The sequence below is a fragment of the Streptomyces sp. NBC_00986 genome, assembly GCF_045162565.1.
Lineage (GTDB): Bacteria > Actinomycetota > Actinomycetes > Streptomycetales > Streptomycetaceae > Streptomyces.
The window spans coordinates 2,999,171-3,012,988 of record NZ_CP108733.1; the positions used below are offsets into that span (position 1 = coordinate 2,999,171).

General features: G+C 70.9%; 10 protein-coding genes and 1 riboswitch. Of the genes, 8 read left to right on the forward strand and 2 right to left on the reverse strand.

The genetic code is table 11. The annotated features are described in order from the left end of the window. The first annotated feature begins 6 nt into the window (after window positions 1–6). From lysA to OG504_RS13210, 7 genes are all read left to right on the forward strand, one after another. Entirely contained in the window at window positions 7–1,344 is a 1,338-nt protein-coding gene (lysA, locus tag OG504_RS13180) for a diaminopimelate decarboxylase (protein ID WP_405989984.1), read from the forward strand. A 115-nt stretch (window positions 1,345–1,459) separates the two neighbouring features. Then, window positions 1,460–3,265, forward strand: a complete 1,806-nt coding sequence (locus tag OG504_RS13185) for a methylmalonyl-CoA mutase family protein (protein ID WP_405989985.1) — start codon at window positions 1,460–1,462, stop codon at window positions 3,263–3,265. Further along, on the forward strand, window positions 3,265–5,454 hold the full coding sequence (scpA, locus tag OG504_RS13190; RefSeq protein ID WP_405989986.1) for a methylmalonyl-CoA mutase: 2,190 nt from the start codon (window positions 3,265–3,267) through the stop codon (window positions 5,452–5,454). The genes OG504_RS13185 and scpA overlap by 1 nt, the downstream gene beginning before the upstream one ends. Further along, window positions 5,451–6,443: a methylmalonyl Co-A mutase-associated GTPase MeaB gene (gene meaB, locus OG504_RS13195; RefSeq protein ID WP_405989987.1), complete on the forward strand. Its 993-nt coding sequence runs from the start codon at window positions 5,451–5,453 to the stop codon at window positions 6,441–6,443. The genes scpA and meaB overlap by 4 nt, the downstream gene beginning before the upstream one ends. 74 nt (window positions 6,444–6,517) lie before the next feature. Beyond that, window positions 6,518–6,743, forward strand: a riboswitch (cobalamin riboswitch). Window positions 6,744–6,880: 137 nt separating this feature from the next. Further along, window positions 6,881–9,199, forward strand: a complete 2,319-nt coding sequence (gene metE, locus OG504_RS13200) for a 5-methyltetrahydropteroyltriglutamate--homocysteine S-methyltransferase (RefSeq protein WP_405989988.1) — start codon at window positions 6,881–6,883, stop codon at window positions 9,197–9,199. 105 nt (window positions 9,200–9,304) lie between these two features. After that, entirely contained in the window at window positions 9,305–9,889 is a 585-nt protein-coding gene (locus OG504_RS13205; protein WP_405996324.1) for a histidine phosphatase family protein, read from the forward strand. 159 nt (window positions 9,890–10,048) lie between these two features. After that, on the forward strand, window positions 10,049–10,783 hold the full coding sequence (locus OG504_RS13210; RefSeq protein ID WP_405989989.1) for a polysaccharide deacetylase family protein: 735 nt from the start codon (window positions 10,049–10,051) through the stop codon (window positions 10,781–10,783). A 1-nt stretch (window position 10,784) separates the two neighbouring features. Here OG504_RS13210 and OG504_RS13215 read toward each other — a convergent pair whose 3' ends face one another. Together OG504_RS13215 and OG504_RS13220 are read right to left on the reverse strand one after the other, a co-directional pair. Next, entirely contained in the window at window positions 10,785–12,017 is a 1,233-nt protein-coding gene (locus OG504_RS13215; RefSeq protein ID WP_405989990.1) for a cytochrome P450, read from the reverse strand. Between the two features lie 100 nt (window positions 12,018–12,117). Beyond that, window positions 12,118–13,128: a DUF2278 family protein gene (locus tag OG504_RS13220; protein ID WP_405996325.1), complete on the reverse strand. Its 1,011-nt coding sequence runs from the start codon at window positions 13,126–13,128 to the stop codon at window positions 12,118–12,120. 202 nt (window positions 13,129–13,330) lie between these two features. On the opposite strand from OG504_RS13220, the gene OG504_RS13225 reads away from it, so the two are divergent. Continuing rightward, the gene (locus OG504_RS13225; RefSeq protein ID WP_405989991.1) at window positions 13,331–13,771 is read left to right on the forward strand and encodes an SRPBCC family protein; all 441 of its coding nucleotides are present in this window, start codon (window positions 13,331–13,333) and stop codon (window positions 13,769–13,771) included. Window positions 13,772–13,818 lie beyond the last annotated feature (47 nt).

Genomic DNA, 13,818 nt, shown 5'->3' on the forward strand with positions numbered 1-13,818 from the left:
ACATCCATGTCCATCCTGGACGCCCCCGTTGTCCCGGTCGCCGACACCCACGACCTGTCCGTGTGGCCCGGCTCCACCCGTCCCTCCCCCACCGGCGACCTCACCGTCGGCGGTGTCTCGCTCGCCGAGGCCGCCGACCGGTTCGGCACTCCCGTCTACGTCCTCGACGAGCAGGAGATCCGCGACCGCTGCCGTACGTACCGCACGGCGTTCCCGGACGCCGATGTCGTCTACGCGGCGAAGGCGTTCCTGTGCCGGGCGATGGCCCACTGGGTGCAGGAGGAGGGGCTCGGCCTCGACGTCTGCTCGGCCGGTGAGCTCGCGCTGGCCGTCACCACCGGTTTCCCGCCGGAGCGGATCGTGCTGCACGGCAACGCCAAGAGCCCGGAGGACCTGCGCACCGCGCTGCGCCTCGGGGTCGGCCGGATCGTCGTCGACAGCACTTCGGAGATCGCCCGGCTGGCCGCGATCACCCCCGCCGACAGCCGCCAGAAGGTGATGGTGCGGGTGGTGCCCGGCGTGGCCGCCGGCGCCCACGTCAAGGTGCGCACCGGCACCGACGACCAGAAGTTCGGCCTGTCGATCACCGACGGCTCCGCGCAGCACGCGGTGACCCGCATCCTCGACCAGCCGCACCTCGAACTCGTGGGCCTGCACTGCCACATCGGCTCGCAGATCGCGACGACGAAGCCGTACGTCGCCGCGGTCCGGCGCATGGTGGGGCTGTTGGCCCGCGTCCGCGACCAACACGGCGTCACCCTCCGGCAGTTGGACATCGGCGGCGGGCACGCCATCGCCTACCGCCCCGGCGAGGAACGCCTCGACATCCCGGTCCTCGCGGGCCGGGTCCGCGCGGAGCTGGAGGACGGCTGCGCCCGCACGGGGCTGCCCGTACCCCGGCTCACCCTCGAACCGGGCCGGGCGATCGTCGGCCCCGCCGGGGTCGCCGTGTACCGCGTCCTCGCCGTGAAGCGCACCGGCGACCGCACGTTCGTCGCGGTCGACGGCGGCATGAGCGACAACCCGAGGCCCGCGCTCTACGGCGTGCGCTACGCACCCCGGCTCATCGGCCGCCCCGCGACCGCGCCGCCCCGCCTGGTCACCGTCGTGGGCCGGCACTGCGAGGCGGGCGACATCCTCGCGGACGAGGTGGCGCTCCCCGGCGACGTACGCCCCGGCGACCTCCTCGCCGTACCGGCGGCCGGCGCCTACCACCTGTCCATGGCATCCGGCTACAACCTCGTCGGCCGCCCGCCGGTCGTCGCGGTGGCCGACGGCATCGCGCGCGTCCTGGTCCGCCGCGAGTCGCTGGACGACATGAACCGCAGGGACATCGGGCTGTAGTCCCTGGCAGGGAGGGCGGGACGGCACTGGAGAACTGGTCTAGACCGCCTGGAGAGGTTAAGGTCACAGCCACGTCCTCTGCTGCTCACCTGCAGATTTGGCCTAGCATCCGAGCATGACGGTCCTGCCCGACGACGGGCTCTCGCTGGCCGCCGAGTTCCCTGACGCGACGCATGAGCAGTGGCAACGCCTGGTGGAAGGCGTACTGCGCAAGTCGGGCAAGGAAGTCTCGGGCGCCGCAGCGGAAGACGCCCTGTCCACCTCGCTGGAGGACGGACTCCGTGCCCGTCCCCTCTACACCGCCGACGACTCCGCCCCCGAGCCCGGCCTCCCCGGTTTCACTCCCTTCGTCCGGGGCGGCCGCGCCGAGGGCAACACCCTCGGCGGCTGGGACGTACGCCAGCAGCACACGACCGGCGACAACGCCGCGGTCCTCGGCGACCTGGAGAACGGCGTCACCTCGCTGTGGCTGGTCACGGGCGAGCGCGGCATCCCGGTCGCGTCGCTCGGCGACACCCTCGACGGCGTCTATCTCGACCTGGCGCCCGTCGCCCTCGACGCGGGCAGCGAAGTCGAGCCCGCGGCGGCCGAGTTGCTCCGGCTGTACGAGGAGCGGGGCGTCGCGCCCGAAGCCGCCCGCGGCACCCTCGGCGCCGACCCGCTGAACTTCGCGGCCCGCACCGGGTACGAGGCCTTCCCCCTCGCGCCCGTCGCCGCGCTCGCCCGGCGCTGCGCCGAGGCGTACCCGGGGCTGCGCGCGCTGACCGTGGACGTGCTGCCGTACCACGAGGCCGGCGGTTCGGCGGCGCAGGAGCTGGGTGCCTCACTGGCGACCGGTGTCGCCTATCTGCGCGAGCTGGCCGAGGCGGGCCTGAGCACCGAACAAGCCGTAGGACAGCTGGAGTTCAGGTACGCGGCCACGGCCGACCAGTTCCTGACGATCGCCAAGCTGCGTGCCGCGCGCAGGCTGTGGGCACGCGTGGCCGAGGTGTGCGGTGCGCCGGGCGGGCAGGTGCAGCACGCCGTGACCTCGCCGGTGATGATGTCCCGCCGTGACCCGTGGGTGAACATGCTGCGCACGACGGTCGCGACGCTGGCTGCCGGGGTGGGCGGCGCCGAGTCCGTCACCGTGCTGCCGTTCGACCACGCGCTCGGGCTGCCGGACGCGTTCGCGCGCCGGATCGCCCGGAACACCTCGACGATCCTGGTCGAGGAGTCGCATCTGTCCCGGGTGATCGACCCGGCGGGCGGCTCCTGGTACGTGGAGCGACTCACGGACGAACTCGCCCACGCGGGCTGGGAGTTCTTCCAGCACATCGAGCAACAGGGCGGCCAGGCAGCCGCGTTGCGCTCCGGCAGCCTCCGCGAGGACCTCGCCACGACCTGGGCGGCCCGCAGCGCGAAGCTCGCCAAGCGCCGCGAACCGATCACGGGCGTAAGCGAGTTCCCGAATCTCGCGGAGCGTCTCCCGGAGCGCGCCCCCGCCCTCACGGCCCCGTCCGGCGGCCTGCCGCGCGTACGGCGCGACGAGGCGTACGAAGCCCTCCGCGCCCGCTCCGACGCACACCTCGCGGCGACCGGCTCCCGGCCGCGGATCTTCCTGGCGGCGCTCGGCCCGGCCGCCGCGCACACCGCCCGGCTCTCCTTCGCGTCGAACCTGTTCCAGGCCGGCGGCATCGAGCCCGTCACCACAGGCGAGTTCGCGGACAGTGGGGCCTCCGAGGCCTGCCTGTGCTCCAGCGACGCGCTGTACGAGGAGCAAGCGGCCCAGGTCGCCGGGGAGTTGAGGTCGGCCGGTGCCGGGCACGTGTTCCTCGCGGGCCGCCCCGGGCAGTACTCCGGTGTCGACGCCTACGTCTTCGCGGGCTGTGACGCCGTAGCTGTACTCTCCGCCACCCTCGACCGCATGGGAGTGTCCTGATGGCAGCGATGGGGCGCATCCCCGACTTCTCCGGGATCGAGCTGGGGACCCCGGCGGCCACGGAGGCCGGCCCCGACGAGTGGCGTGACGCCGTGAAGAAGGCGGCGGGCGGCGACGACCTCCTCTGGGAGACCCCGGAGGGCATCGCCGTCAAACCCCTGTACACGGGGCAGGACTTGGAGGGCCTGGACTTCCTGGCCACCTACCCGGGCATCGCGCCGTATCTGCGCGGCCCGTACCCGACGATGTACGTCAACCAGCCCTGGACGATCCGTCAGTACGCGGGTTTCTCCACGGCCGAGGAGTCCAACGCCTTCTACCGCCGCAACCTGGCGGCCGGCCAGAAGGGCCTCTCCGTCGCCTTCGACCTGCCCACCCACCGGGGTTACGACAGCGACCACCCGCGCGTGACCGGTGACGTCGGCATGGCGGGCGTGGCGATCGACTCGATCTACGACATGCGCCAGCTCTTCGACGGCATCCCGCTGGACAAGATGACCGTGTCGATGACGATGAACGGCGCGGTGCTGCCCGTACTGGCCCTCTACATCGTGGCGGCGGAGGAACAGGGCGTACCGCCCGAGAAGTTGGCCGGGACCATCCAGAACGACATCCTCAAGGAGTTCATGGTCCGCAACACCTACATCTATCCGCCGAAGCCGTCGATGCGGATCATCTCCGACATCTTCGCGTACACCTCGCAGCGGATGCCCCGCTACAACTCCATCTCCATCTCCGGCTACCACATCCAAGAGGCGGGCGCGACGGCCGACTTGGAGCTGGCGTACACCCTCGCGGACGGGGTCGAGTACATCCGGGCGGGCCGGGAGGCGGGGATGGACGTGGACGCGTTCGCACCCCGGCTCTCCTTCTTCTGGGCGATCGGCATGAACTTCTTCATGGAGATCGCGAAGATGCGCGCGGCCCGTCTCCTCTGGGCCAAGCTGGTCAAGCAGTTCGACCCGCAGAACGCCAAGTCCCTCTCCCTGCGCACCCATTCACAGACCTCGGGCTGGTCGCTGACCGCGCAGGACGTCTTCAACAACGTCACGCGCACCTGCGTAGAGGCGATGGCGGCGACCCAGGGCCACACCCAGTCACTCCACACCAACGCCCTCGACGAGGCCCTCGCGCTGCCCACCGACTTCTCGGCACGCATCGCCCGCAACACCCAACTCCTCATCCAGCAGGAGTCCGGCACCACCCGGGTGATCGACCCGTGGGGCGGCAGCGCGTACGTGGAGAAGCTGACGTACGACCTGGCCCGCCGGGCCTGGCAGCACATCGAGGAGGTCGAGGCGGCGGGCGGCATGGCCAAGGCCATCGACGCGGGCATCCCCAAGCTGCGCATCGAGGAGGCCGCGGCCCGCACCCAGGCCCGCATCGACTCCGGCCGCCAGCCGGTCATCGGCGTCAACAAGTACCGCGTGGAGACCGACGAGCAGATCGACGTCCTCAAGGTCGACAACTCCTCCGTCCGCACCCAACAGATCGAGAAACTACGGCGGTTGCGCGCCGAGCGCGACGAACAGGCCACCCAGGACGCGCTGCACGCCCTGACCCGGGCGGCGGGCGGTGAGGGCAACCTGCTGGAGCTGGCGGTCAACGCGGCCCGCGCGAAGGCGACGGTCGGCGAGATCTCCGACGCGCTGGAGAAGGTGTACGGGCGGCACGCGAGCCAGATCCGTACGATCGCCGGTGTGTACCGCACCGAAGCCGGCGACTCCCCGTCCGTGGAACGCACCCGCACCCTCGTGGCCGAGTTCGAGGAGTCCGAGGGCCGCCGCCCCCGCATCCTGGTCGCCAAGATGGGCCAGGACGGCCACGACCGCGGCCAGAAGGTCATCGCCACCGCCTTCGCCGACCTCGGCTTCGACGTCGACGTCGGCCCGCTGTTCCAGACCCCCGGCGAGGTGGCCCGCCAGGCCGTGGAGGCGGACGTGCACATCGTCGGAGTGTCGTCCCTCGCCGCCGGACACCTCACCCTCGTACCGGCGTTGAAGGAATCGCTCGCCGAGGAGGGCCGCGAGGACATCATGATCGTGGTCGGCGGAGTCATCCCACCCCAGGACGTACCCACCCTCCTGGAGATGGGCGCGGCGGCCGTGTTCCCGCCCGGGACGGTGATCCCGGACGCGGCCTACGACCTGGTGCAGCGACTGGCCGCCGACCTCGGGCACACCCTGTGATCGAGCTCGACACCTATGTGAAGGGCGTGCTCGACGGCAAGCGCGCCCTGGTCGCCCGCGCCATCACCCTCGTCGAGTCGACCAAGCCCCAACACCGGGTCATGGCGCAGGAGTTGCTGACCGAACTCCTCCCGCACAGCGGCCAGGCCCGCCGGATCGGTATCAGCGGCGTACCCGGCGTAGGCAAGTCGACCTTCATCGACGCCTTCGGCACCCTCCTCACCTCGCAAGGCTTCCGGGTCGCGGTGCTGGCCGTGGACCCGTCGTCGACCCGCACGGGCGGCTCGATCCTCGGCGACAAGACCCGCATGGAACGCCTGGCCGTGGACCCGGCGGCCTTCGTCCGCCCTTCCCCCACCGCCGGCACGCTGGGCGGCGTGGCGAAAGCGACCCGCGAGTCCATCGTGGTGATGGAAGCGGCGGGCCACGACGTCGTGCTGGTCGAGACGGTAGGCGTAGGCCAGTCGGAGACAGCGGTCGCCAACATGGTCGACTCCTTCCTCCTGTTGACGTTGGCCCGCACCGGCGACCAACTACAGGGCATCAAGAAGGGCGTCCTGGAACTGGCGGACGTCATCGCCGTCAACAAGGCGGACGGCCCGCACGAGCGCGACGCGAAGAGCGCAGCACGGGAGTTGGCGGGCGCGCTACGCCTGATGCATCCGGCCGACGCGGCCTGGACCCCGCCGGTACTGAGCTGCAGCGCACGCGAGGGCACCGGCCTGGACGCGGTCTGGGAGCGCCTCGAACAACACCGTTCACTGCTGGAGTCGACGGGCCGCCTGGCGACGAAGCGCAGTGAGCAGCAGGTGGACTGGACGTGGACGATGGTCCGCGAAGAGCTGTTGGGCCGCCTGCACGCGGATCCGGCAGTACGTGCGCTCGGGCCTTTGCTCGAACAGCAGGTCAGGGACGGCGAGTTGACAGCGACTCTGGCGGCAGAGGAAATCCTGCGAACTTTCGAATCCCGGCCAACCGACTTGCCCTAAGGGGCGCGGGGAACTGCGCGACCAGCCCCCACCGGCCCGCAGACAAAAAATCGACGCACCCACCCCAGACCCTTTAGGCTGGCCACGCAGCTGGTTCGCCCCGTCAGCCAGACGGAACGCGTCGCAAGAGGGAACCCGGTGAAACTCCGGGACTGCCCCGCAGCGGTAAGCAGGAACGACCGCCGTCATACGCACTGGGCCCACACAGGACCTGGGAAGCGACGGCCAGTAGGTGTCCTCCGGTTCGAAAAGAGGACGTGCCCGCAAGTCCGAAGACCTGCCACCTGCCCGCACGCGAAGCATTCGCGTGCGGAATCCCGGTGACCTCGTGGGCGGGTCGGCGTACACACGGGCGGTCACCATCCCCCGGTCTACGAACCTTCGCACCCACGTCCCGCCACCGGGATCCAGGGAGATATCTCGCGAAGGAGATTTCCGTGACACCGAAGTCCGCAGCCGCGGCAGCACGGGCAACCGTCTACGGCTACCCCCGCCAGGGCAAGAGCCGGGAGCTCAAGAAGGCCATCGAGGGCTACTGGAAGGGCCGCGTCGACGCAGACGCGCTCCGGACCACAGCCGCCGACCTGCGCCGCACCAACTGGCAGCAACTGGCCGACGCAGGCATCCACGAAGTACCGACCGGCGACTTCTCGTACTACGACCACGTCCTGGACACCACCGTCATGGTCGGCGCGATCCCCGAACGCCACCGCACCGCCGTCGAACTCGACGCGCTGGACGGCTACTTCGCGATGGCACGCGGCACGCAGGACGTGGCGCCGCTGGAGATGACGAAGTGGTTCGACACCAACTACCACTACCTCGTGCCCGAGTTGGGCCCGGACACCGTCTTCGCCACCGACTCCACCAAGCAGGTGGCGGAGTTGAAGGAGGCCCTCGCCCTGGGCCTGACCGCCCGCCCGGTGCTCGTCGGCCCGGTCACCTACCTCCTGCTCGCCAAGCCCGCACCCGGGGTGTCCGCGGACTTCGAACCGCTGACCCTCCTGGACCGCCTGCTCCCCGTCTACGCCGAGGTCCTCGCCGACCTCCGCGCGGCGGGCGCGGAGTGGGTGCAACTCGACGAACCCGCCCTGGTCCAGGACCGCACCCCGGCCGAACTGAACGCCACCACCCGCGCCTACCGCGACCTCGGCGCCCTGACGGACCGGCCGAAGCTCCTGGTGGCCTCGTACTTCGACCGGCTCGGCGACGCGTTGCCGGTCCTCGCGAAGGCGCCCGTGGAGGGCCTCGCCCTGGACTTCACCGAGGCCGCCGCAGCCAACCTGGACGCCCTCGCCACCGTGGGCGGACTGCCCGGCAAGCGGCTGATCGCGGGTGTCGTCGACGGCCGTAACGTCTGGGGCAACGACCTCACCAAGTCCCTTGCCACACTGGGCACGTTGCTCGGTCTTGCCGACCGGGTCGACGTGGCCGCGTCCTGCTCGCTGCTCCATGTGCCGCTCGACGCCGCCGCCGAACGGGACATCGAGCCGCAGATCCTGCGCTGGCTCGCGTTCGCGCGGCAGAAGACGGCCGAGATCGTCACCCTCGCCAAGGGCCTGGCCCAGGGCACCGACACGATCGCCGCCGAACTCGCCGCCAACCGCGCCGACTTGGCCTCCCGCGCCGGTTCGGCCCTCACCAGCGATCCCGCCGTACGGGCCCGGGCCGCCGCGGTCACGGACGCCGCCGCCCGCCGCTCCCAGCCGTACGACGAGCGGACCGTCGCCCAGCGCGCGCACCTCGGGCTGCCGCCGCTGCCGACGACCACGATCGGTTCGTTCCCGCAGACCGCCGAACTGCGCACCGCGCGGGCCGACTTGAGAGCGCGGCGGATCGACAGGGCCGGTTACGAGGAGCGGATCAAGGCGGAGATCGGCGAGGTCATCTCCTTCCAGGAGAAGACCGGCCTGGACGTCCTCGTGCACGGCGAGCCCGAACGCAACGACATGGTCCAGTACTTCGCCGAGCAGCTGACGGGCTATCTCGCCACGCAGCACGGCTGGGTCCAGTCCTACGGCACCCGTTACGTCCGCCCGCCGATCCTGGCCGGCGACATCTCCCGCCCCGAACCGATGACGGTCCGCTGGACGACGTACGCCCAGTCCCTCACCTCACGCCCGGTCAAGGGCATGCTCACCGGGCCGGTCACCATGCTCGCCTGGTCCTTCGTCCGCGACGACCAGCCGCTCGGCGACACCGCCCGGCAGGTCGCCCTCGCCCTGCGCGACGAGGTCAACGACCTTGAGGCGGCCGGGACTTCGGTCATCCAGGTCGACGAACCCGCCCTGCGCGAGACCCTCCCGCTGCGCGCGGCGGACCGGGAGGCGTATCTCGCCTGGGCCACCGAGGCGTTCCGGCTGACCACCGCCGGTGTCCGTCCGGAGACCCAGGTCCACACGCACATGTGCTACGCCGAGTTCGGCGACATCGTGCGGGCCATCGACGACCTCGACGCGGACGTCATCAGCCTGGAGGCGGCCCGCTCGCACATGCAGGTCGCCCGCGAGCTGGCCGAGCACGGTTATCCGCGCGAGGCGGGACCGGGTGTCTACGACATCCACTCCCCGCGCGTCCCGAGTACGGCTGAAGCAGCGGCCCTGCTGCGCAAGGGACTTGAGGCGATCCCGGCGGAGCGGCTGTGGGTCAACCCGGACTGCGGCCTGAAGACCCGCGGCTGGCCCGAGACCCGTGCGTCCCTGGAGAACCTGGTCGGTGCGGCCCGCACGGTCCGTGAGGAGCTGGCTGGTTCCTGACCCGATGGTGGCGGGGGCGGCGGGGAGGACGTCCTCCCCGCCGCCCCCGCCTGGAGGTGCATGGGAGACGATGACCCGCACAGCCCGCAGAACTGGAGCGCCGAAGTGACCAGCCGCATCACCTTGATCTCGCCGGCGGTGAACCGGTCCCTGCGGGAGACCCGGTTCGACGACGGCGCCTCACTCGACCGGCGCGGTACGGCCCGTGCCGAGTCCCTCGCCGGTTCGCTCCGGGCGGCCGACCGGGTGCTGGTCTCTCCCACCACGCGCTGCCGGGAGACGGCGTCCGCCCTCGGCCTGGCGGCCGTGGAGGAGCCCGAGTTGGCGGGGCTGGACATGGGGCGTTGGCGCGGCCTGACGCTCGACGAGGTGATGATCCGGGAGCCGGACGCGATGATGTCCTGGCTGACGGACCCGGACGCGATGTCCCATGGCGGGGAGTCGGTGCGGGCGTTGTGCGAGCGGGCGGCCCGATGGCTGGAGGCAGCCGCGGAGTTCGAGGGCAGGACCATCGCCGTGGTCGAGCAGGAGTTCGTACGGGCGCTGGCGGTCACGATCCTCGACGCGCCCGGGCCCGCCTTCTGGCGGCTCGACGTACGGCCGTTGACCGCGACCGAACTCAGCGGGCATGCCGGACGATGGAATCTTCAACTCGGGCGGGTGTTGAGCCCGGAGGCCGCGGACCGGTGACGCAGTAGGGCTCACGAATCCGCAGTGACCCTTGGGCCGGCCACCCCCGCCCCGCTATACACTCAGAGTATAATCGTTGTGTATAGTCCCGGCATGCCATCACTGAGTGCTCTGTGTAAGAAGAGGGAAAGACCCCGGGCCGGGTTGCGTGCCGTCGGCATGTTTGTGGCGGTTGCCGTGCTGGGACTGGGGTCGAGCGGGTGTACCAGGCTCGATACGACCGCGCCGGCCGCTGCCCGGGCCGAGGCCGCCTCCGCCACCGCGCGGGTCGGTTTCGGGACGGTCGACTGTCGTGAGGTGAAGTGCATCGCGCTGACCTTTGATGCCGGGCCCAGTGAGAACTCGGCGCGGTTGCTCGACATCCTGAAGGAGAAGCAGGTTCCGGCGACCTTCTTCCTGCTCGGCAAGCGGCACGTCGAGAAGTACCCGGAGCTGGTCGAGCGCATGGCGGCCGAGGGGCACGAGGTGGCCAGCCACACCTGGGACCACAAGATCCTGACCCGAATAACCCCCGCGCAGATACGCGACGAACTGGTCCGCACGGACGACGCGATAGAGCGGATCACCGGCAAACGGCCCACGCTGATGCGCCCGCCGCAGGGCCGCACCGACGACGAAGTGCACAAGATCTGCAGGGAGTTGGGTCTCTCGGAGGTCCTGTGGAGCGTCACCGCCAAGGACTACGCCACCACCGACTCCGCCCTCATCACCAAGCGCGTCCTCGCCCAGGCCTCCCGCGACGGCATCATCCTGCTGCACGACCTGTACCAGGGCACCGTGCCCGCCGTACCCGGGATCATCGACGCGCTGAAGGAGCGCGGGTACGTGTTCGTGACCGTGCCGCAGCTCCTCGCGCCCGGGAAGGCGGAGCCGGGGAAGGTGTACCGGCCCTGAGTCACCAAGCCAGGTGCAGGGCGTACGGGGAGCGGTGGATCATCGTCGGGCGCATGGTGACCGGACGGTCCGGTGCCAGCCGTAGACCAGGTAGGCGGGTCGTCAACTCCTCCAGGGTGAGGCGGAGTTGTTCGCGGGCGAGTTGGGAGCCGGGGCAGCTGTGCACGCCGAAGCCGAAGGCGAGGTGGCGGCTAGGGGTGCGGGTGATGTCGAACGTGTCGGCGTGTGCATGGCGTTTCTCGTCGCGGTTGGCCGCGCCGAAGGCGACGAACAGCCCTGCCCCGGCGGGGAGTTCGGTACCGGCGAGGACGACCGGCCGGGTGGTGACCCTGCGGAAGCCCTGGAGCGCGGTGTCGTAGCGGGCCGCCTCCTCGATCGCGGCGGGGATGCGATCGGGTTCGGCGCAGAGCAGCTCCCACTGGTCCGGGTGCCGGAGGAGATGCAGGACGGTCGTGCCGATGAGCGCGGTGGTGGTGAGGTGACCGGCGATGAGCAAGTTCTGGAGATGGGCGACGAGTTGGTGCCTGTGCTCCAGGGTCAGGTCACCGTCCCCCTCGTCCGTCACCGAGGCGATCAGTTCGGTACAGAGGTCCTGGCGAGGGTCTGCGTGCCGCTCCTGCACGTAGCGGTCGAGGGTGCGCTGCATCGCGACGACATCCTCGGCCGCGGCGATCTGCTCGTCTTCCTCCAGCGGGCGGAAGAGCAACTCCTCGGCGCGGTGGCCGCCGTGGACGACTCCGGGTACGTCGGCTGGGTCGAGGCCGACGATCCTGCCGACGACCTCACCGGGGAGCCGTCTGGCGTACGCCGACATCAACTCGACGTGTCCGTGCTTGCGTTGCTCGTCCGCGAACGTGTCCACCAGAGCCGCGGCGCGCTCGGCGGCGTACGGCAGGACCGCCGCGACCCGGGACGGCGAGAGGCCGCGGACGATGGGTGCGCGCAACTGCTGGTGCCGCGTGCCGTCCGCGGTGACTACGACGGGGCGCCCGCCGAATCCGCCACCGAGGACCGCGAGCGCGGCGGGCGCGGGCAGCACGTCGGGTCGTAGGGCCATCGCCGAGGAGAAGTCCTCGGGGTTGCGCAGGACTTCGCGTACGTCGGCGTCCCGGGAGACGAGCCAGGCGTCGAGTTCGGCGAGGTGTGTGAGGCCCTCGGCCTGCCGTGCCCGGGTGTAGGCCGGGTACGGGTCGCGCTGCAAGTCGTCGAGCCTGGCGTGCAGTTCGCGGTCCACGGGACACCCTCCGGCCGGTGCTGCGGTGCGGGTCGGGCTCATCGTGCCGGACGGGTGTCCCGTTGCGGTAGGGAACTTCCGGGCAGTTAGGACCAGTTGGTCAGAACACGACCGTCCAGCCCTCCCGTGCGGCCTGGTCGGCGGTGTACGAGACGCCGTGGACCTTGAGGCCGTTCGCGTCGAGGAGGGTGATCTCGCCGCCCTGGTTGCCGAGTTGGACTCCGTCGGTGAGCGGGACGAGCAGGGTGGCACCGGCGGCGAGGGTGCCGGGCGGTACCGCGCAGGAGTGGCCGAGGCGGTCCCGGACTCGCCAGCCGGCGGGATCGAGGGGATCGGGCGAGGCGTTGAGGAGCGTGACGCTCTCCGTCTCGGGTGCCGGGCCGCGCGGGTTGACCAGGGCCGCCACGACGCGGACGGGCTGGCTGCCGGGGTCGGGGCGCGAGCCGTCGGTGCCCTCCAGGGTGTGGCCGGTGGTGTCGTCGGTGTGCCAGGACTGGCTCTGGAAGGCGAGGAAGATGCCGACCCAGCGGGACTGTGCCGGGAAGTGGATGAGGAGGCCGCCGTCCTGCCAGACCCCGTCGTCACCGCTGAAGCGGCGGCTGTTGCCCTGGTTCATGTGGATGTCGTGGACGCCGTTGCCCGGCAGGAAGCCGAACACCTTGTCCTTGACGGTCGGTTCGGGGCCGAAGCGCTCGCCGAAGACGTAGAGCCGGGCGTCCGGGTCGTCCACCGCGCGTCGGACGTAGTGGTCGAGGAGGTCGGCGAGGTCGTTGTCGGGGCCGCTCGCGTCCGGCGGGAGGGTGCGGAGTTGCGCCGGGTCGAAGAGGTTGCCGCGTACGAAGTCGAGGTTCGGTCCGCCGGGTCCGGGCAGCAGGGTGTTCCAGCCGCTCGGCAGGCCCTCCAGGCGTGCGGTGACCGGGTGTTGGAAGTCCTCGTTGACGAGGTAGAGCAGCTCGGAGGGCTGCTCGGCCGACAGGACGTTGACCGCGGCTCGGAAATGCGTACCCGAGTCGTCCGTGAGATGGATCTGGTAGTGCGGTGTACCGGCGGCGCCCTCGCGCCTCGTGTCCACCGCGCGTGTGATCAGAACGCCGTAGGCCTTCAGTGGCATGACGACCAACTCCCCCTGCGGGCAGGCGGGATGCCCGCCCATGAGGGAAAGCGTAGGGGGGAGGCGCCCGCTCCGGCCGGGACGCGGGGAAACTCGGGGCGGCTGTCCGGTGTACGTATCCGAACCTATGAACCGCTAGGCCAAGGGTGTGAGCCCTCGGTGAAAGTACCGCCGATCAAGAAGCGTTCTCTACGATCCACACATGGTCAACTTCCGTCTCGAACGCACGGCCCCGCTGCCCCTCGAGGAGGCGTGGCGCCGGTTGACGGAGTGGCCACGCCACGCCGACGTCGTCCCGCTGACCCGGGTCACCGTGGTCACTCCCCCGCCGACCGCCGAGGGCACGGTCTTCGTGGCCCGCACCGGGCTCGGCCCGCTCGGTTTCGACGACCGGATGGAGGTCACGGTGTGGCGTCCGCCGACGGAGGACGAGCCGGGTCTGGTCCGGCTGGAGAAGCGGGGGCGGGTCGTCACCGGCTGGGCGGAGATCGAGGTGCGGCCGGGGCCGGGGGGCCGTAGCCGCGTGGTGTGGGAGGAGGAGTTGGCGGTCCGCTTCCTGCCGGGTTTCTTCGACCGGCCGCTGCTGTGGGCTGCGCGGTCGATGTTCGGGCGGGCGGTGAACGGGCTGTTGAGACGGGCGTGAGGGTCGCCGTGTCCACGGCCGGCCGGCGGCCCCGGTCCTACGCGCCT